This is a genomic window from Microvirga rosea, assembly GCF_020595095.1.
Lineage (GTDB): Bacteria > Pseudomonadota > Alphaproteobacteria > Rhizobiales > Beijerinckiaceae > Microvirga > Microvirga rosea.
Map to the genome: position 1 here is coordinate 261,208 of NZ_JAJDOP010000003.1, position 19,545 is coordinate 280,752.

At 61.3% G+C, this 19,545-nt stretch carries 19 protein-coding genes; 13 read left to right on the forward strand and 6 right to left on the reverse strand.

Annotation, left to right across the window (positions count from 1 at the left end; genetic code table 11):
- The first annotated feature begins 70 nt into the window (after nucleotides 1-70).
- Complete coding sequence (lpdA, locus tag LJD17_RS09220; RefSeq protein WP_227383880.1) at nucleotides 71-1,507, forward strand: dihydrolipoyl dehydrogenase; 1,437 nt, start codon at nucleotides 71-73, stop codon at nucleotides 1,505-1,507.
- Between the two features lie 341 nt (nucleotides 1,508-1,848).
- Here the strand turns inward: lpdA and LJD17_RS24025 are convergent, their stop codons facing one another.
- Nucleotides 1,849-1,983, reverse strand: coding sequence for a hypothetical protein (locus LJD17_RS24025; RefSeq protein WP_264478328.1), 135 nt, complete (start codon nucleotides 1,981-1,983; stop codon nucleotides 1,849-1,851).
- Between the two features lie 510 nt (nucleotides 1,984-2,493).
- On the opposite strand from LJD17_RS24025, the gene lipA reads away from it, so the two are divergent.
- The 3 genes from lipA to LJD17_RS09235 are packed head-to-tail and all read left to right on the forward strand — an operon-like array spanning nucleotide 2,494 to nucleotide 4,474.
- Complete coding sequence (lipA, locus tag LJD17_RS09225) at nucleotides 2,494-3,456, forward strand: lipoyl synthase (protein ID WP_227383881.1); 963 nt, start codon at nucleotides 2,494-2,496, stop codon at nucleotides 3,454-3,456.
- Nucleotides 3,457-3,465: 9 nt separating this feature from the next.
- Nucleotides 3,466-4,002: an AAA family ATPase gene (locus LJD17_RS09230; RefSeq protein ID WP_227383882.1), complete on the forward strand. Its 537-nt coding sequence runs from the start codon at nucleotides 3,466-3,468 to the stop codon at nucleotides 4,000-4,002.
- Between the two features lies 1 nt (nucleotide 4,003).
- Entirely contained in the window at nucleotides 4,004-4,474 is a 471-nt protein-coding gene (locus LJD17_RS09235; RefSeq protein ID WP_227383883.1) for a type II toxin-antitoxin system RatA family toxin, read from the forward strand.
- Here LJD17_RS09235 and LJD17_RS09240 read toward each other — a convergent pair whose 3' ends face one another.
- Both LJD17_RS09240 and LJD17_RS09245 read right to left on the reverse strand, forming a co-directional pair.
- Nucleotides 4,475-4,963 (reverse strand): CinA family protein, encoded by a 489-nt coding sequence (locus tag LJD17_RS09240; RefSeq protein ID WP_227383884.1) that lies wholly within the window; start codon nucleotides 4,961-4,963, stop codon nucleotides 4,475-4,477. It lies immediately after the preceding gene.
- Nucleotides 4,953-6,170 (reverse strand): bifunctional 2-C-methyl-D-erythritol 4-phosphate cytidylyltransferase/2-C-methyl-D-erythritol 2,4-cyclodiphosphate synthase, encoded by a 1,218-nt coding sequence (locus LJD17_RS09245; protein WP_227383885.1) that lies wholly within the window; start codon nucleotides 6,168-6,170, stop codon nucleotides 4,953-4,955. The genes LJD17_RS09240 and LJD17_RS09245 overlap by 11 nt, the downstream gene beginning before the upstream one ends.
- Nucleotides 6,171-6,307: 137 nt before the next feature.
- Between LJD17_RS09245 and dusB the strand changes: the two genes are divergently transcribed.
- The 7 genes from dusB (at nucleotide 6,308) to hflX (ending at nucleotide 15,452) form a co-directional block, all read left to right on the forward strand.
- Complete coding sequence (gene dusB, locus LJD17_RS09250) at nucleotides 6,308-7,327, forward strand: tRNA dihydrouridine synthase DusB (RefSeq protein WP_227383886.1); 1,020 nt, start codon at nucleotides 6,308-6,310, stop codon at nucleotides 7,325-7,327.
- Entirely contained in the window at nucleotides 7,324-8,430 is a 1,107-nt protein-coding gene (locus tag LJD17_RS09255; RefSeq protein WP_227383887.1) for a two-component system sensor histidine kinase NtrB, read from the forward strand. Before dusB ends, LJD17_RS09255 begins: the two co-directional genes overlap by 4 nt.
- 9 nt (nucleotides 8,431-8,439) lie before the next feature.
- Complete coding sequence (gene ntrC / locus LJD17_RS09260; protein WP_227383888.1) at nucleotides 8,440-9,900, forward strand: nitrogen regulation protein NR(I); 1,461 nt, start codon at nucleotides 8,440-8,442, stop codon at nucleotides 9,898-9,900.
- A 104-nt stretch (nucleotides 9,901-10,004) separates the two neighbouring features.
- Nucleotides 10,005-12,254 carry a sensor histidine kinase NtrY-like gene (locus tag LJD17_RS09265; RefSeq protein ID WP_227383889.1) on the forward strand — a complete coding sequence of 750 codons (2,250 nt, stop codon included), beginning with the start codon at nucleotides 10,005-10,007 and terminating at the stop codon, nucleotides 12,252-12,254.
- Nucleotides 12,251-13,621, forward strand: coding sequence for a nitrogen assimilation response regulator NtrX (gene ntrX / locus LJD17_RS09270; RefSeq protein WP_227383890.1), 1,371 nt, complete (start codon nucleotides 12,251-12,253; stop codon nucleotides 13,619-13,621). Before LJD17_RS09265 ends, ntrX begins: the two co-directional genes overlap by 4 nt.
- Before the next feature lie 174 nt (nucleotides 13,622-13,795).
- Complete coding sequence (gene hfq, locus LJD17_RS09275) at nucleotides 13,796-14,050, forward strand: RNA chaperone Hfq (RefSeq protein WP_227383891.1); 255 nt, start codon at nucleotides 13,796-13,798, stop codon at nucleotides 14,048-14,050.
- Nucleotide 14,051: 1 nt separating this feature from the next.
- Nucleotides 14,052-15,452 carry a GTPase HflX gene (gene hflX, locus LJD17_RS09280; protein WP_227383892.1) on the forward strand — a complete coding sequence of 467 codons (1,401 nt, stop codon included), beginning with the start codon at nucleotides 14,052-14,054 and terminating at the stop codon, nucleotides 15,450-15,452.
- A gap of 9 nt (nucleotides 15,453-15,461) precedes the next feature.
- Here hflX and mazG read toward each other — a convergent pair whose 3' ends face one another.
- From mazG to LJD17_RS09295, 3 genes are all read right to left on the reverse strand, one after another.
- Complete coding sequence (gene mazG, locus LJD17_RS09285) at nucleotides 15,462-16,316, reverse strand: nucleoside triphosphate pyrophosphohydrolase (RefSeq protein ID WP_227383893.1); 855 nt, start codon at nucleotides 16,314-16,316, stop codon at nucleotides 15,462-15,464.
- Between the two features lie 93 nt (nucleotides 16,317-16,409).
- Nucleotides 16,410-17,291 (reverse strand): DMT family transporter, encoded by an 882-nt coding sequence (locus LJD17_RS09290; RefSeq protein WP_227383894.1) that lies wholly within the window; start codon nucleotides 17,289-17,291, stop codon nucleotides 16,410-16,412.
- Between the two features lie 110 nt (nucleotides 17,292-17,401).
- Complete coding sequence (locus tag LJD17_RS09295; protein ID WP_227383895.1) at nucleotides 17,402-17,755, reverse strand: DUF4186 domain-containing protein; 354 nt, start codon at nucleotides 17,753-17,755, stop codon at nucleotides 17,402-17,404.
- Between the two features lie 265 nt (nucleotides 17,756-18,020).
- Between LJD17_RS09295 and LJD17_RS24345 the strand changes: the two genes are divergently transcribed.
- Together LJD17_RS24345 and LJD17_RS09305 are read left to right on the forward strand one after the other, a co-directional pair.
- On the forward strand, nucleotides 18,021-18,629 hold the full coding sequence (locus LJD17_RS24345) for an extensin-like domain-containing protein (protein WP_227384292.1): 609 nt from the start codon (nucleotides 18,021-18,023) through the stop codon (nucleotides 18,627-18,629).
- A gap of 117 nt (nucleotides 18,630-18,746) precedes the next feature.
- Nucleotides 18,747-19,445, forward strand: coding sequence for a class I SAM-dependent methyltransferase (locus LJD17_RS09305; RefSeq protein ID WP_227383896.1), 699 nt, complete (start codon nucleotides 18,747-18,749; stop codon nucleotides 19,443-19,445).
- Nucleotides 19,446-19,545 lie beyond the last annotated feature (100 nt).

Consider the following 19,545-nt stretch of genomic DNA (forward strand, 5'->3'; position numbering starts at 1 on the left):
CGTTTTTCAACGGTCCGGAGGCACGCTGACGCGGATTCCAGGACCAAGCCCGGGCATGACGGGGGAATCCATGGCAAACCAATACGACATCATCGTCATCGGCGGCGGGCCGGGGGGCTATGTGGCGGCGATCCGCGCCGCGCAGCTCGGATTCAAGACCGCCGTGGTCGAGCGTGAGCATCTGGGCGGCATCTGCCTTAACTGGGGCTGTATCCCAACCAAGGCGCTGCTGCGCTCCGCCGAGATCTACCACTACATGCAGCATGCGAAGGATTACGGTCTCTCGGCCGAGAATATCGGGTTCGATGCCGGTGCCGTAGTTCAGCGCTCGCGCGGCGTTTCGGGTCGTCTCAACGGCGGCGTCGGCATGCTGCTCAAGAAGAACAAAGTTGACGTGATCTGGGGCGAGGCCTCGATCTCCAAGCCAGGCGAAGTGGTCGTGACGGCGACAAAGAAGCCGGCGATGCAACCGCAGGCTCCCGCTCCGAAGGGTATTCTGGAGCCCGGTACCTATCAGGCCAAGCACATCATCGTCGCAACGGGCGCGCGCCCGCGCGTTCTGCCCGGCATCGAGCCGGACGGCAAGCTGATCTGGACCTATTTCGAAGCCATGGTCCCGCAGGCGATGCCGAAATCGCTTCTCGTCATGGGTTCTGGCGCGATCGGGATCGAATTCGCTTCCTTCTACCGCACCATGGGTGCCGAAGTGACGGTCGTCGAGGTGATGCCGCAGATCCTGCCTGTCGAGGATGCGGAGATCGCCGGTCTTGCCCGCAAGCGCTTCGAGAAACAGGGCATCAAGATCATCACCGGCGCCAAGGTCACGAAAGTGGAGAAGGGCGGCAACACCGTCACGGCCACCATCGATGACGGCAAGGGCATTCAGACGATCACGGCGGAGCGGATGATCTCAGCCGTCGGCGTCGTCGGCAATATCGAGAATCTCGGTCTTGAAAAGCTTGGTGTGAAGATCGAGCGCGGCACGATCGTGACCGATGGGCTCGGACGCACCAACATTCCGGGCATCTACGCCATCGGAGACGTTGCGGGGCCGCCGATGCTTGCGCACAAGGCGGAGCATGAGGGCGTCATTTGCGTCGAGACCATCAAAGGCCTGCATACCCATGCCATGGATAAGGGCATGATCCCGGGTTGCACCTACTGCAATCCGCAGATCGCGTCCGTGGGTTTGACCGAAGCGAAGGCCAAGGAGCAGGGCTACGACATCCGCGTCGGCCGCTTCCCGTTCGTCGGTAACGGCAAAGCCATCGCTCTCGGCGAGCCGGAAGGGCTGGTCAAGACGATCTTCGACAAGAAGACCGGTCAGCTTCTCGGCGCGCATCTGATCGGCGCGGAAGTGACCGAACTGATCCAGGGCTTCGTCATCGCCATGAATCTCGAGACGACGGAGGAGGAGCTGATCCATGCAGTCTTCCCGCATCCGACCCTTTCCGAGACCATGCACGAAAGCGTCATGGACGCATATGGCCGGGTGATCCACATCTGATCCGCCCGGCAGGTGTGAGTTCCGTCCTATCAGGAACAAGGTCGTTCCGCTTTTGTTCTTGACGGACGAGACAAGCTGAGCTATATCGTTTCACAGATCAGGTCCTGACGAGGGGCGCACTCGCGAGGCGTCGCAAGAGCGGGACCGGACACGGTCCCGTGCTCGCTTCCCACGCAGAAGCAAGTGATGGGAGGCCCAGGATGCTTGGGCGGGTTGTCGGGATCGGTCGCAGGCCCCCGTCGCACGAGACGGATCCCGCCTGCGGCGATGCCTGAGCCTTGCCTCTCCTGTCCGCCTAAAAGAACCGTGCGCGAAGAGGCCTCCCGGCTCTTCCCTTCTCATCATCCGCGAGCCGGGCTGCCCGACGCGCCACCCTCGATCGCTTCCCCTCCGGGCCACTCAGCCCGGAGGCCACCGCCCCATGCCGTGATGCGCTCCGCTGTCATGAGCCCCGCCGTCACGGGCTCGCCCGTCATGCGCTCCGCCGTCATTCCGGGGCGAGCATCAGCGAGAGCCCGGAACCCATCAACACGACCGTTCAGGAGAAAGAGCCATGGCAGCCGTTGCGTTCTGTTCCGGCACCCTCAGCGCGTATGGGTTCCGGGCTCGCCTGCGGCGCCCCGGAATGACGGTGATGCTCTGTCCTTCCGGGGCGAGCCGCGCGAGAGCCCGGAACCCAGAACCGCCAACGATCCCGGAGAAGACACGATGGCACTCGTGCACCCTTCCACAAACCTCACCGTTTATGGGTTTCGGGCCCGGCCCGCAGGGCCGTCCCGGAATGACGGGGGTGCTCTATCGTCCCGATCCGCTGCGCGGCCCCGCAATGACGGAGCTGGCACTCGGCAGCCACTGCATAAGCCATAGCGTGACGGTTTTCGGATTGCGCCCCGGCCATGCACCGGAGGGATTTGCGAAAGGGGCCGGAAACCCTTAAGTCATCCTCATACGCCTTCGCCTCGTTTTGCGCTCAAGGTTCACGCTTCATGGCCGTCGTTCTCGACCTTCTGAACAAGGACAATCGTCCCCGTCACCCGGAAAAGGCTCATCGGCCGGACCAGCCGGTTCAGCAGCGCAAGCCCGATTGGATTCGGGTCAAGGCGCCGGGATCGCCGAAATGGGCGGAAACCAACCGCATCGTGCGGGAGAACAAGCTCGTCACCGTTTGTGAGGAGGCGGGTTGCCCGAATATCGGTGAGTGCTGGGAAAAGAAGCACGCCACCTTCATGATCATGGGCGATACGTGCACCAGGGCCTGCGCCTTCTGCAACGTGAAGACCGGACTGCCCGAAGCGCTCGATCGCGATGAGCCGGAAAATGTCGCCAAGGCCGTTGAGAAGCTGGGCCTGGAGCATGTGGTCATCACTTCCGTGGACCGGGACGATCTGGCCGATGGCGGCGCGCAGCATTTCGCCGATGTGATCAAGGCGATCCGCATCCGGTCGCCCAAGACCACCATCGAAATTCTCACTCCGGACTTTCTGCGCAAGCCCGGCGCCCTTGAGGTCGTCGTGGCGGCCAAGCCCGATGTGTTCAACCACAATCTCGAAACGGTGCCTTCCAAGTACCTCAAGGTTCGCCCTGGAGCGCGGTATTTCCATTCCATCCGCCTGCTTCAACGGGTCAAGGAGCTCGATCCGACGATCTTCACGAAGTCCGGCATCATGGTGGGACTCGGCGAGGAGCGGAACGAGGTTCTCCAGCTCATGGACGATCTGCGCTCGGCCGACGTGGATTTCATCACCATCGGCCAGTATCTGCAGCCGACGAAGAAGCACCATCCGGTCATCGGCTTCGTGACGCCGGACGAGTTCAAGGCATACGAGACCACGGCCTACGCGAAAGGCTTCCTGCTCGTTTCAGCCACGCCGCTGACCCGCTCCTCCCACCATGCGGGCGAGGATTTCGCGCGGCTCAAGGCCGCCCGGCTCGGGACGATCAAAGCCTGAGGCGTCCGGATGCCGCGAATCCTCGTCATCGGCTCGCCGGGGGCGGGCAAGACCACGCTGGCTCGCCGCATCGCGGCGGCTTTCGGCCTGCCGCTGGTCCATCTCGATCGGGAATATTGGCGGCCCGGCTGGGCCAAGCCTTCCGACGCGGATTGGGATAAGGAGGCCGCCGCTTTGGCCGAGCGTCCTGCCTGGGTCATGGACGGAGAATATTTCGATCTTTCCGGCAAGCTTTTGGCGCGAGCGACGACGGTGGTGTGGCTTGATCTGCCGAACTGGCTCTGCCTGTCCCGCGCCTTGCGGCGTCTCGCGCGCCATTACCGGCAGGAACGGCCCGACCTCGCGGATGGATGCCCCGAGTATTTCAACTGGGACTATGTCACCTTCATCCGCGATATCTGGACCTATCCGTCCCGGTTGCGTCCCGCGGTACTGAAGCGCCTGAAAACCCTGAGGCCGGATCAGGACTGCATCGTCCTTCGTTCCTCCCGCTCCGTGCGGGCCTTCGCCGACGGCTTGCCATCAACTCTTTCGGAGGCCGCCTGACATGCCGTCGTTCCGCTCGACCCGTTCCGTGAAGCACTCGTCGGCACAGATGTTTGCCCTGGTGGCCGACGTTGAAAGCTATCCGGAATTCCTCCCGCTGTGCGAGGATCTTCGCATCATCCGCCGTGCCCAGAGCGGGGAGGGGATCGAGACGCTCGTGGCCAACATGACCGTCGGCTACAAGGCCATTACCGAGAGCTTCACAAGCCGTGTCGAGCTTGATCACCCCCGCCTTCGCATTCACGTGGAATACGTGGACGGCCCCTTCAAATACCTCGAAAACCGCTGGAGTTTCCGCGAGACGCCAACCGGCTCGGACGTCGAGTTCTATATCAACTACGAGTTCAAGAGCTTCTCGCTCGGGCTCCTGATGGGCAGCGTCTTCGACAAGGCCTTCCGAAAGTTCTCGGAAGCCTTCGAACAGCGGGCAGATGAAATCTACCGGCCTTCATCACTTGCTGCGAAGGCCTGATCAGGACAGTGCCGCCTCGAGGAGCCCAAGGGCATCGGCCAGCGCGCTTTGTCGAACCGCAGCCCTGCCAAGGTCCCCATAGCGCCGTTCCAGGTGAACAGTCTCGCCGCCGGTTCTGGCAAGGCCGAAATGGACCAGGCCGACCGGTTTCACAGGAGTGCCGCCGCCAGGTCCGGCAATGCCGGTAATGGCCACCGCGACCTGCGCGTGGGAACGCGCCAGTGCCCCCTCGGCCATGGCCCTGGCAACGGGCTCGCTGACGGCGCCGTGGAGCACGATGAGGTCCATGGGCACGCCGATCGCCTCGGCCTTGGCTTCATTGGAATAGGTCACGAAGCCTCGTTCCACCACCGCGGACGAGCCCGCGATCTCCGTCAGCAGCCCCGCAACAAGGCCCCCGGTGCAGGATTCCGCCGTTGCGATCATCCAGCCTCTCCCGGCATAGGCAGTGATCAGCGCCGCGGCGCGGGCTCTCAGATCATCGGTCATGAACGATCTCCGGGAGACGGATGGTTGCCGCGGCTTGCGCCGCCAGGCCCTCGCTGCGGCCGGTAAATCCCAGCTTTTCGGTTGTCGTCGCCTTCAGGGAGACCTGATCGAGCCGCAGGCCCGCGATCTCGGCGATCCTCTCACGCATGGCTTCACGATAGGGACCCAGGCGGGGCCGTTCGCACAGAAGCGTCGCATCCAGGTGGTCGACCATTCCATCACGCTGCCGGACCAGCCCGACCGCATGGGCGAGAAACTGGTCCGACGAAGCTCCACTCCAGCGAGGGTCGCTCGGTGGGAAATGTGTCCCGATATCTCCGTCCGCCAAGGCACCGAGAATGGCATCGGTGAGGGCGTGCAGGATGACGTCGCCATCCGAATGGGCCAGTACGCCCTGGTCGTGGGGAACCCGGATTCCACCAAGCCAAACATGGTCGCCATCTTGGAAAGCATGGACATCGAAGCCGGTTCCGAGGCGGGTTACATAGCTCATCGGGTCCTCGTTCAGGCGCCTCTCGGCGGCCGCAAAGTCCGCATTGTGGGTGAGTTTGATGTTGCGAGCGTCGCCGTCGAACACGTGAACCGATAGACCAGCCCATTCGGCGATAGCTCCATCGTCCGTGAACGTGGTCAACCCAGCCGCGTCCGCCGCCCGATGTGCATTCAGCAAGGCCTCGAACCGGAAAGCTTGCGGCGTCTGAACGGCCCGGAGCGTTGCCCTCTCGGGAGTTGAGACAACCGTGTGATCGGATCCGATGGTCTTTATCGTATCGGTTACGGCGATTCCAGGAACCGCTGCCTCAAACTGTTTGGCGGCTCGAATCGACCGATCGATAAGGTCCGCGTCAACGAATGGACGAGCCGCATCGTGGATAAGAACAATATCTGGCCGTGAACGCTCGAGGGCTTTGAGCCCCTGAAAAACGGATGCTTGACGGGTTTCGCCGCCACCTACGGGAGAGAGGAGCCGCTCGCCAGGATCAGCGATCTCGGCAACCGCAGATCCATAAAGATCCCCGTCGTCAGGATGTACAACCGTCACGACGTAAGAGACATCCGGGTGGACCAGAAAAGCTTCGAGCGTCCGTGCCAGGACGGACCGACCCAGCAAGCGCCGATACTGTTTCGGAATCCCGGTTCCAGCGCGGGTTCCGCGTCCTGCTGCGACGATGAGGGCGGCAACGGACATTGATTTCACGCTCTCCATGGACACGCCCTCCTAAGGGGCACAGCCCGGGAACGCAACTCTCCGAGGCGCCAGGCGGAAATCGTCTCCGCGATGCATGGAACCCATCTCGCCTGAAGGCTTGCATCGGAACCGATTATGGCTATTGACTAGGCACAATGAGAATTGATCAAAAAATAGGCGAAGCGCGTCTGCGGATAGGCCCCGTCGCGGTCGAGGGACAGGCTGTCCTTGCCCCGCTTTCTGGCGTGACAGATGCAGCCTTCCGCCGAATTGCCAAGCGGATGGGAGCAGCGCTTGTCGTTTCGGAGATGGTTGCCTCCGACGAGCTGGCACAGGGCTCATCCGAGGCGCGGTTGCGGGCAGAAGGGGACGGGATTACGCCCCACGTGATCCAACTGGCGGGATGTGACCCCAAGTGGATGGCCGAGGCGGCCCGTATTGCCGAGGAGGCCGGGGCGGACATTATCGACATCAATATGGGGTGCCCAGCAAAGCGGGTGATCGGCGGCTACGCCGGGTCGGCCCTTATGCGTGACTTGGATCATGCGTGCCGCCTGATCGAGGCCACCGTCGCGGCTGCCCGTGTCCCCGTGACCGTCAAGATGCGCCTCGGCTGGGATCATACGGCCATCAATGCCGCCGACTTGGCAAGCCGGGCGGAGAGTCTCGGGGTCGGAGCCGTGACGGTACATGGGCGGACTCGGCAGCAGTTTTACAAGGGTCATGCGGACTGGAACGCGGTTGCGCCGGTCTCGCAGGCGGTCTCCATTCCGGTCATCGTCAACGGCGATATCCGCACCGCGGACGAGGCCCGGCTCGCCTTGAAAGTTTCCGGTGCCGACGCGGTCATGATCGGTCGCGCCGCCATGGGGCAACCTTGGCTCGTGGGGCAGATCGGCGCGGCACTTCAGGGCCAGATCGTTCCAGAGCCAACGCCCATGGCGAAGACACAGGCGATCCTCGAACATTACACAGGCCTTCTGTCCCTCTACGGCACTCAAGTCGGTATCCGCCACGCCCGCAAGCACCTTGCCGCTTATGCGGATGTTGCCGCCGGGGCCGGCTTCCATGTGCCGAAAGACCTGCGTTCGGTCTTGGTGACCTCAGACGATCCAACGGTGGTGTCGGCCATCTTGAGCCGCCTGTACGCCCATCCCATCAGGGAGGCCGCATGATGATGGGGCAGGGCATCAACGACCTGATCATGAATGCCTTGCCCCTGCCGGTCCTGACCATCGGGCCGAGCGGACAAGTCCGCCATGCGAATGCGGCTGCGGAAGCATTCTTCGAGATCAGCCTTCGCGTCATGCAACGCCAGAAGCTCCAGGATATGGTGCCCTTCGGGTCCCCCGTGATGGGACTGATCGACGACGTGCGGCTGCGCGGCGCCAGCGTGAGCGAGCACCGGGTCGATATCGGCAGTCCGAAGATCGGCGCGGAACGGATTGTCGATGTCTTCGCGACGCCCCTTGGCGATGAAAGCGACGATGTCGTCATCATGCTGCAGGAGCGCACCATTGCGGACAAGATGGACCGTCAGCTCACCCATCGGGGGGCCGCACGTTCCATCACGGCGCTCGGCGCCATGCTCGCCCATGAGATCAAGAATCCCTTATCCGGCATTCGGGGAGCCGCACAGCTCTTGGAACAATCCGCTGCGGATGACGACCGGGTGCTGACGCGCCTGATCTGCGACGAAACCGACAGGATCGTAAAACTTGTCGAGCGGATGGAGCTGTTCGGCGAGGAGCGGCCCGTGGAGCGCGGCCCCGTCAACGTCCACGGGGTCCTGGACCACGTCAAGCGGCTTGCCCAGTCCGGCTTTGCCCGGCACATCCGTTTCGTCGAGAACTACGACCCGTCCTTGCCGCCGGTTCTCGGCAGCCGCGATCAGCTCATTCAAGTTGTCCTCAACCTCGTGAAGAACGCGGCGGAAGCCGTCGGCATTGACGCGACCGATGGCGAGATCGTCCTGACGACGGCGTTTCGCACCGGCGTCAGGCTTCAAGTGCCGGGGGCGCGCGAGAAGGTCAGCCTTCCCATCGAACTGGCGGTCAGCGACAACGGCCCTGGCATTCCGGCCGATCTCGTCAGCGATCTTTTCGATCCATTCGTGACCACCAAGGCCCAGGGAAGCGGGCTAGGTCTTGCTCTCGTCGCCAAAATCGTCGGCGACCACGGCGGGATCGTCGAATGCGATCCTGCGCCCCGGCGCACGTCTTTCCGAATTCTCCTCCCCATGCACCGCGCCAATGACGGGCGCGAGGCCGACTTGTGAGGCCCTACCATGCCTAGCGGACAGATTCTCCTTGCCGATGACGATGCCGCCATCAGAACCGTCCTCAACCAGGCGCTCTCGCGCGCCGGCTACGAGGTACGCTCCACAAGCAATGCCGCCACTCTTTGGCGCTGGGTTGCTCAGGGGGAAGGCGATCTCGTGATCACCGATGTGGTCATGCCGGACGAGAATGCGTTCGACCTGTTGCCACGCATCAAGAAATTGCGGCCGGACCTGCCGATCATCGTGATGAGCGCTCAGAACACGTTCATGACCGCCATCAAGGCGTCCGAGCGCGGCGCTTATGAATACCTGCCGAAGCCCTTCGACCTCAAGGAGCTCGTGGCCGTCGTCGGACGGGCGCTGGCCCGTCCGCGGACAATGGTCCAGCCGCCGCCGGCACCGGAGGAAGGGGAAATTCCGCTGGTCGGGCGCTCCCCGGCCATGCAGGACATCTACCGGGCCCTGGCCCGGCTGATGCCGACTGACCTGACCGTGATGATTACCGGCGAATCCGGCACCGGGAAGGAACTGGTTGCGCGAGCCCTGCACGATTATGGCAAGCGGCGTCAGGGACCATTCGTGGCAGTCAATATGGCCGCGATCCCGCGGGAACTCATCGAATCCGATCTTTTCGGCCACGAGAAGGGGGCCTTCACGGGAGCAACCGCGCGCAGCACCGGGCGCTTTGAACAGGCGGAAGGCGGCACGCTGTTTCTGGACGAGATCGGCGATATGCCCATGGAGGCGCAGACCCGGCTTCTGCGTGTTCTACAGCAGGGCGAATACACGACCGTGGGCGGGCGCATCCCCATCAAGACCAATGTCCGAATCGTCGCGGCGACCAACAAGGATCTGCGCGTCCTGATCCAGCAGGGCCTGTTTCGGGAGGATCTGTTCTTCCGCCTCAATGTGGTCCCGCTCCGGCTGCCGCCTCTCCGGGAACGCGTGGAGGACATTCCGGATCTCACCCGGCATTTCTTCGCCCTGGTCGAAAAGGAGGGGCTGTCCCGCAAGCAGCTGGATCCCGAGGCGATGGACCGGCTCAAGCGCTACCGCTGGCCCGGCAATGTGCGCGAATTGGAGAATCTGATCCGGAGGCTCGCAGCCCTCTATCCTCAAGACACCATGACCGGCGCCATCATCGATGCGGAACTCGATGCCCAGCCAATGCCTGTCCCGCAATCGATCGGAAAGACACCCACCCTGGCAGCGGCTTCCGAGGGCTTGTCGGACGCGGTCGAGCGTCACCTCGTGGAGTATTTTTCCGGCTTCAAGGATACCCTGCCTCCCCCCGGCCTCTATCACCGCATTCTCAGGGAGATCGAAGGGCCGCTGATCGGTGTGGCGCTGGCGGCGACCCGCGGGAATCAGATCCGTGCCGCCGAGCTTTTGGGAGTCAATCGTAATACGCTCCGCAAGAAAGTCCGCGATCTCGAGCTGCAGGTCGTGCGCTCGGGCGCGCGCTGAGGATCATCCTTTCGGATGTAATAATTTGACCACAGTGTTGTGTTGGTGCATCACCCACTTGTAAGGCGCACGGATCGATGCGTCTCAATCGTGGGGCACCCGTCTTGATAAGCCAAGACAATCAAGCGCAACGCCAGACGACCGACGTGGTCCAGCGCAGCCTCGGCTGGCTGGGACCGATCGCGGTTCTGCTGGCTTTGGCATCGGCCCTGACGACGTTTCTGGTGCTGGCAGGCCTGACCCCGATCCTGCCCACGCATAATGTGGTGATCTGGGTCTTCATCCTGAACGGCGTCCTGATTCTCCTTCTGCTGGGGATCGTCGCCTGGCAGACCAAGCGATTGATGCGCGAGCGGCGGGCCGGAGCGGCCGCCGCGGGACTCCATGTCCGTATCGTCGGCCTGTTCAGCCTCGTGGCGGTTCTGCCGGCCATTCTCGTGGCAGCGGTCGCAACGGTCACGCTCGAGCGCGGTCTCGACCCCTGGTTCACGGGTTCGATCAAGGACCTGATGATCAATACGGTGGAGATTGCCCGCTCCTATCGGGAACTCCAGTGCCGTACCCTGGCGCGGGAGACCCAGCTGATGGCTGCGGACCTGAACCGCGCGAAGGTCCTTTACGATGCTGATCGGAAGGTATTCCGGGACTTCATGAATTCCCGGGCGATCTTCCTCGGCTTTCCACTGGTCGAGATGCTGGAACCCGACGGCACTGTCGTCGAGAAGCTCGAAGCGAAGCCGATCGAGGGCGCTCAGGCCCCAACTCTCGAGGACCTTCGCGATGCGACAGAAAGTGAGGCTCTCTGTCTCTTTCCTCGCAGCGGCAACGTCTTCCGCTCGATCCTGAAGCTCCAGGCCCATGGAGGCCGCATTCTTTATGTGGCGCGCGAAGTTGATCCGCGTGCCGTCGAGTTTCCGCCCGTCGCTGAAGCGGGAGTCGCGTTCTACGAGGCTCTCGAACAGAAGAAGGTCGGTATCCAAGTGGCGTTCGCGTCAATGTTCGCGCTGATCGCTCTCATCGTACTCCTGTCGGCGATCTGGTTCGGACTGAACTTCGCCAATCGCCTGGTCGCGCCCATTCGCCGTCTCATTCACGCGACCGATCAGGTGGCGACCGGCAACTTCTATGTGCAGGTTCCGGTCCGGCGCGGGGAGGGCGACCTCGCTCACCTTGGTGAGACGTTCAACAAAATGACGTCCGAACTCCGGCATCAGCATGATGGATTGACGGCCGCGAGCGAGCTTATCGACCGGCGCCGGCGGTTTACGGAAGCGGTGCTCGATGGGGTCTCGGCAGGCGTCATCGGTATCGATGCCCGGGGACACATCACCATCGTCAATCCCTCGACCGAGGCCCTGCTTTCCGCCTCTGCCGGGGAGCTGCTCGGACGTCCGGCGGTCGACGTTCTTCCGGAGATCGCGGAGCTGATCGAGGAATCAGGGCAGGGGCGCCAGCGCCTGACCCAGAAGCAGATCCAGATGGCCCGCAAGGGCAAGGAGCGGACGATCAACGTGCGCGTCACGAGCGAAAATGTCCGCGGGGAAGAGCGGGAACTGGTCGTGACCCTCGACGACATCACGGACCTGGTCTCGGCCCAGCGGACATCCGCCTGGGCCGACGTGGCGCGGCGCATCGCACATGAGATCAAAAATCCTCTGACGCCGATCCAGCTTTCCGCCGAGCGGATCCGCCGCAAGTACGGGAAAGTCATCACGACGGACCGGGAGGTCTTCGATCAATGCACGGCAACCATTGTCCGTCAGGTGGATGACATCAAGCGAATGGTCGATGAGTTCTCGTCCTTCGCCCGCATGCCGAAGCCGACCATCGGGGACGACGATCTCGTCGAGACGATCCGCCAGGTCGTCTTCATGATGCGGATCGCCCATCCCGAAATTCAATTCACGGATGAACTTCCGGACAACACGGTCATTGCGCCGTTCGATCGCCGGCTGCTCTCCCAGGCTGTCACGAACATCGTGAAGAATGCAACGGAAGCGATCGCAGCCGTTCCAGACGAGGAACGGGGCGAGGGGCGCATTTCCGTTCTTCTGGACGATACCCATCCCCTGTACCTGATCCTCGCGGTCACCGATAACGGCAAGGGCTTTCCGGTGGAGGGCCGGCAGAGGCTCCTGGAGCCCTACATGACAACTCGCGAAGGCGGAACGGGGTTGGGACTTCCCATCGTGGCGAAGATTTTGGAAGAGCACGGCGGAGGCATGGAGCTTGTCAATAACCCGCAAGGTAGGGGTGGACAGGTCCGTATGTGGATACCAAAGACGAAACATGTTGCACTGGAAGAGACTTCTGTTGGGGCTGCCAGGGCCAATTCGCGGGGAGCTGGCCTGTGAGCGCTGATATTCTTGTTGTTGACGATGAAACCGATATTCGCGAACTGGTCGCGGGCATCCTGGAGGATGAGGGGCACCGCACGCGCACGGCCGGCAGCTCCGACGAGGCTCTGGCCAGCATTGAGGCTCGCCGTCCTCATCTGGTCTTTCTGGACATCTGGCTCCAGGGCAGCCGCCTCGACGGGCTGCAGGTGCTCGACCTGATCAAGCAGCAGCATCCTGATCTGCCTGTGGTCATGATCTCGGGGCACGGCAACATCGAAACCGCTGTTTCGGCCATTAAGTCCGGGGCTTACGACTTCATCGAAAAGCCATTCAAGGCCGATCGTCTCGTCTTGGTTGCCGAACGGGCTCTCGAAGCGTCCCGCCTCAAGCGCGAAGTTCGCGACCTGAAGGCGCGGTCCGTGCAAGCGAGCCGGATCGCCGGGCGTTCGGTTGCCATCAATCAGCTGCGGCAATCGGTGGAACGTGCCGCACCGACCAATGCACGGATTCTCGTCACCGGCGCTCCCGGTTCCGGAAAAGAGCTGACGGCACGGACGATCCACAGCCTGTCCACAAGGGCAAACGGATCGTTCGTGGTTCTCTCCGCAGCGACGATCACCCCGGAAAACATGGAAGCGGAACTCTTTGGAACTGAGGGGGAAGACGGCCGCGGACGGCGGGTAGGCGCCCTCGAGGAAGCTCATGGCGGAACCCTCTATATCGATGAAATCGCCGATATGCCGAGAGAGACCCAGAACCGGATTCTGCGCGTCCTGGTGGATCAGAACTTCCAGCGAGTCGGCGGCACGACCCGGGTCCACGTGGACGTCCGCATCATTTCCTCGTCCAGCCGAGACCTCCCGGCCGAGATTGCGTCCGGTCGGCTGAGGGAGGATCTGTTTCATCGTCTCAGCGTGATCCCGATTCGCGTTCCGTCCTTGGCGGAAAGGCGTGAGGACGTGCCTGAGCTGATCGAGTTCTTCATGGACCAGATTTCCGCCGCCACCGGCCTGCCGAAGCGCCGAATCGCCGATGACGCGATGGCGGTTCTCCAGTCCCACGACTGGCCGGGCAACGTTCGCCAGCTGCGCAACAACGTGGAACGGCTGATGATCCTGACATCCGGCGACCTGGAGGCGGCCGTCACGGCCGACATGCTGCCCTCGGAAATAGGAACGCTGGTGCCGTCGACCCCAGGCGGGGCAGGGGGCGAGAAGTTGATGAGCCTCCCCCTCCGGGAGGCCCGCGAGATTTTCGAGCGTGAGTATTTGCTCGCTCAAATCGCGCGTTTCAGCGGTAATATCTCCCGAACGGCTGAGTTTATCGGTATGGAGCGCTCGGCTCTTCACCGTAAACTCAAGTCTCTCGGGATCGGCGGATGAGGCACGATCCACGGGAAATTATGCTGGTCGGACAGATAAGAGGGCGGAGACCTCTTGCTTAACCTTATGGTTCGCCCTGTAATAAGCATGCCGGTCAACCACCCCTAGGGGACAATCATATAGTGGCGGCCCTATAGCCAAGATCGGCGGCGACGGGCTGGCGAGGCAACTTCAATGGCGGGCGATCGCGCGCAGAACCTTCAGGACACCTTCCTCAATTACGTCCGGAAGAATAAAATACCTCTCACGATCTTTCTCGTGAACGGAGTGAAGCTCCAGGGCGTTGTCACTTGGTTTGATAATTTCTGCGTTCTTCTCCGCAGAGATGGTCATTCTCAACTGGTCTATAAGCACGCTATCTCCACAATTATGCCGGGACAGCCTGTTCAACTCTTTGACCAGATCGACGAGGCTAGCGAAAAGGCTTGAAGTGACAGAACCCATTTCTCCGGGTGAACAGCGTCTGGCGCAGCTCGCAGAGCCCGAAAAGGAGGTCGCTGCGGGTACCAATACCCTTGTGGTTGGCCCATACCTGACCCGGAGAAGACGCTTTTCCGCAGGAAGTGGATCCAACGACGCGGAGAATAACCCTCGCCCCGCGGAAGCACGGCTGGACGAGGCGACCGGCCTTGCCGGAGCCATCGATCTCCATATTGTCGATTCGATCATCGCACCGCTTTCCGCGCCCCGACCTGCCACCTACATCGGCAGCGGAAAGGTCGACGAGCTGGCGGGTTTTATCCGTGCCGAGAACATCGGCCTCGTGGTCATGGATTGCGCCTTAAGCCCGGTCCAGCAGCGGAATCTGGAAAAAGCCTGGGGCGCGAAGGTCATCGACCGAACTGGGTTGATCCTCGAGATTTTCGGCCGCAGGGCCCGGACCAAGGAAGGGACCCTCCAGGTCGAGCTGGCGCACCTGTCGTACCAGAAGGGCAGGCTTGTCCGGTCATGGACCCACCTGGAGCGTCAGCGCGGCGGCTTCGGGTTCCTCGGCGGCCCTGGCGAAACCCAGATTGAAGCCGACCGGCGGATGATCCAGGAGCGTATGTCCCGAATCGAACGGGAACTCGAAACGGTCGTGAAAACCCGTTCGCTCCATCGGGCGAGCCGCCGGCGGGTGCCGTACCCCATCGTCGCCCTTGTCGGATACACCAATGCCGGGAAATCGACGCTGTTCAACCGTCTGACAGCGGCTGACGTTCTGGCGGAGAACATGCTCTTCGCGACGCTCGATCCGACCTCCCGGGCCATTGACTTGCCGCACGGAGAAAAGGCCATTCTCTCCGATACGGTCGGATTTATCTCGGACCTGCCGACCATGCTGGTCGCGGCCTTCCGGGCGACGTTGGAGGATGTGATCGAAGCGGACATCCTGCTCCATGTCCGCGATGTGTCCCACGGCGAAACCGAGGCTCAGGCCGATGACGTGGCCCTTGTCCTACGGGAGTTGGGCATCGACCCGGACGACACGCGTCGCATCATCGAAGTGTGGAATAAGGCCGACCTTCTTGCTCCCGATGCCCGGAGCCGCCTTGAAACCACATCCCACCGGACGAGGGAGGAAGGGCGACCGATTCTCATTTCGGCGATGACGGGAGAAGGTATCTCGGATCTCCTCGCAGCGATCGAGGATCACCTGGCGGCGGGGCGCTCGAATTACGAGGTCGACATCGCTCCCGAGGATGGTCAAGGACTTGCCTGGCTTCACGAAAATACGGAAATTCTGGACCGACAGACGACGGAAAGCGGCCATTCGATCCTGCAGGTCCGCCTCGTCGCCGGCAAGGAGCCCCGCTTTCTCAACCGCTTCCCGCAGGCGAAGGTTCTTTAGCCGACGTCATCAAGGGGCGGCGTTCCGCTCCTTGTGTTTCGCCTTCACCCAGAGTTCTTCCATCTTATCGAGTGAGGCATCCTGAAGAGTTCGTCCCTGTTGGGCCAAGGCCTCTTCAATTGACCGAAAGCGTCGTTCGAACTTGAGATTGGTGCGTCGAAGGGCGCTCTCAGGGTCAATTCCGTAGTGGCGTGCAAGGTTGGTGACGGCAAAAAGCAGATCACCGATCTCGTCCTCGATCCGGTCTGCATCCCTCGAGGTTGCAGCTTCGCGCACCTCATCAAGCTCTTCGTGAATCTTGTCGATAACCTGGGCAGTATCAGGCCAATCGAAGCCGACCTTGGCGGCTTTGGTCGTGAGTTTCTGCGCCCGAGTAAGAGCGGGAAGGGCAGTGGGGACGCCGCTCAGGAAACCGGACTCCGGTCCCGTTTCAGCCGACTGGCTTAAGCGGGCTCTCTCTGCTGCCTTGTCAATCTTTTCCTGCCGCTTGATGTCGTCCCAGAGGTTCTTCACCTCCTCCGGACTGAGGTTGCGCGTGCCGCCAAAAACGTGAGGATGCCGCCGGATGAGTTTGCGTGTAATTGCCTCGACTACATCCGGAAATGCGAAAGCACCTTGTTCTTCCGCCATCCGGGCATGAAAAACCACCTGCAACAGCAGATCGCCCAGCTCATCCTTCAGATCACTGAGGTCCCCGCGCTCGATCGCATCGACGACCTCGTAGGCCTCTTCGATGGTATAGGGCGTAATCGACGCAAACGTTTGCTCGACGTCCCAAGGACAACCTGTTTCCGGAGTCCGGAGCGCCGCCATGATTTCGAGCAGGCGTGAAATCTCACGCGAAGGCTTGAAAGAGGGATTCATTGATCTGGTTCAGCTCCTGGAAGGTCCGCTGTCTAGTGGCCAGGAATAACCTTAGACCGCGCCGGGCACCACAGATTATCTAGCGCAGTCCCTTCAGGGCTTTTCCGGTCTGAATTTCCGTCCTGCCGCACCAAGCGTGATAATGAGAATGCCGCAGAGAGCCAGAGTGGTGCCGAGGAGCATTCGCAAGTCAAACCGATCCCCTGTGATCAGAACCCCCAGGGCGACAGTCATCAACGGGTTCATGATGAGCAGCGGAGCGATGAAGTTTGCGGGGTATTTTCGGATCAGATCATAGTAGATCGTGTGACCAACGAGCGAGACCACCAGGGCGGAAAACAGCACCGCGAGGATGAACGGCCAGCCCGCGTGCTCGGCCAGAGCAAACTGGCTGGATTCCAGGCCGGCGGATAGAAAGGTGAGGGGGATCACCGAGGCGAGTCCGACCCATGCCTGGAACTGCAAGGGCTTCACTCCCTTGATCTGCTTCATCATCACTGCCGCCAGGGAAGCCACGAAGGCGGAGCCAAGAATAAACACCAAGCCTCCGGATATGGGAAACCGCTCGTCGGGGTTCCACATCACGATCAGGCCACCGAGGAATGTCAGTGCAATGCCGATGCCCCGCTTCCACTGAATCTTCTCGTCCAGCATCACGACGGACAGAAGCGCGGTCATCGGCAGTCCCAGTTGACTGACGATTGCGGAACTTGAGGGGGTTGCCGTCTTGATCCCGATGAAGAAGAGCGCAAATCCGCCCCCTCCCATCAGGAAGCCGACAAGGACCATGCGCCATCGGGGTCTCGGGACCGGAAGCAGCCAAGGGATAGTGACCAGAGCAACGATTCCGTAGCGGATCGCCGCATAGAACAGCGGAGGGATCTCCATTCCCGATACGACGATTTTGCTGACGATGGTGTGCGCCGCCCATGTGAGGCAGACAAGAATCATCAATGACAAATCGCGCAGGGCCATGGTCTTGCTTAGAGTGCATCAGCCTCGCCGATCAACCGGCGGAGAGTGATGGGCAGGTATGTTCCGAGCGCTGCAAGCTTCAGGGAACAGAAGGCGAAACCGAAGTGGCTTCAGGAAATTTCGCGGCGGAGCCATTGCTCCAGAACGGCGAGGATATGTGTTCTTTGGTCCTGGGTGAGAGGATATCCGCGGCTGATCCCATGCCACTTCTCCAGACAGGAACGACAACACGTCCCAGTGGCGTGCTGGGCGATGAAAACCGGATGCCCTCGGAAGGGCGTTTGCTTGCCATCCCTTGCTGGCTGAGCAGGTGCGAGACGCTGATCGACGAAATCTCCTGCGTGTTCCATGACCCGTTCCAGGCCCCTAGCGTCAAGGTAGGCCCGTTCCTTGGAACCGAGGTGAAACCTCTGCCGAAACGGGGATTTCTCTAATTTTTCAAAGATTTCTTCGATCTTTCTCACACGTTTTTTCCCATTTTTCGGTCAATCGAGAAGCTCACTGCGGTCGGCGAAAAGCCCAGGGTCGAGATCTGATGAGGCCGACCTATATCAACTCCATGAGACATTGTGCCGATACCGCGAGGAGAGGGGGGTGAGAGCCTCTTTCCTGACTGTTCCGATAATGCTCCATGTGTGGCTCACGGTGGCGCGCGCCGCCGCTGAGCCGGTTCCTCTGCCGCCTCCCCGGCCCCCGGAGCCCCCAATTCCGGAGCCTGTGAAGCCTGCGATGCCTAATGCGGCACCTGCGCCAGGCTTAGGTCCCGAAACCAGCTCCGAGAATTGCCTCAGCCGGTTACGGGAACTTGGCTTTACTTTAGAACCAGCGGAGCCACCGCATACTCGAAACGCTCAATGCCAAATCGATGTCCCCATCCACCTTCTCTCGGTGCCTGTCTCATCCCATCCCCAACAAACCGTCGTGCTGAAGGAAAAGCCTATCCTGGCCTGCGCCTTCGCGGAAAATTTCGGGCGTTGGATCAGCGATTTAGCTGCCCCCGTGATCGCGGGACGCATGGGCATCGATCTCGTCGCCGTGCGGACAGGTCCTGGTTTTGAATGTCGGAACCGTAACGGGTCTCCGACCGGCAAACTCTCGGCCCATGCGCAGGGTAGGGCTATTGACGTATCTCATTTTGAGCTCTCGGATGGTGGGAGTCTTTTCATCAAACCGAACGGGAATGCATCCCACGCCGATACGATCGCTACCCTGCGTAGAGCGGCGTGCGGATGGTTTACGACGATCCTCGGACCTGGTTCCGATCCGTCCCATACAGATCACCTTCATCTTGATGTGGAGCCTCACGGGTCCAGCGACCGTTACCGGATATGCCAGTAACGGCTTCTCTCGGGATGACAGGATTTAACGGCGGTCTAGTCGCAAAGCGCATATTCAAAGGGTGCTTGATCGGTTTATTCTTGAGTCTCCAAAGGCTTGATAATCGTGAGCGCCAGCATGTCCGATGCGGTTTTCGGGGATCGGATGATCGTCGATCCCGAGGCTGAGTACCTTCGCCTGCGTCTGTTAGGCGAGCCCGGCTGGGGCGGCTCCAATTTTCCGACGCGCCGTGCGGGTTGGGCTAACTCAATCGTCTATTTGAACGAAGCCGATGCCATTCCTCGACCGCCGGCCAGATTGCTGGAGCTGGGATGCGGCAACGGAATGGTTTCGGCGCTTTTTGCGGAACGCGGATACGATATTGACGGGGTCGACCTGTCGTCAGTCGCCGTTGCCTGGGCTCGCGAACAATTTGCCGAAAAGTCTCTCCAGGGTCGGTTCCAATGCGGAAACGTCAGCGCGATGCCTTTCTTTCCGGCGAAGACATTTGATCTGGTGATCGATGGAAACTGCCTTCATTGCCTGTTGGACGAAGCGCGGGGCCTTTGCCTCGCAGAGGTCCGACGCGTATTGAAAGCCAACGGCACTTTCGTGGTGAGCACCATGTGCGGGGAGCCGAAAACAGATATCCTGAAGCGAAACTTCGATCCGGCCAAGCGACAGCTCTTGGAACGGGGCCAGCCGTATCGCACGTTAAAACCCGTCAATGAGTTGACCCGGGAGATCCACGAAGCCGGCTTCCAGATTACCCATCAAATCCTGGGCGAGGGCCGTCTATGGGATCATGCGGTCATCGTTTGCAGGATGAAGCCCTAGACTTTCAAAGGGCAGCAGCGCCCTGCTGCTCCAAGATCGTTGCGAACGCAAAATAGAGATGTCCCAATCCGTGCCATTTGGAAATGTCAGTCTCGCCACG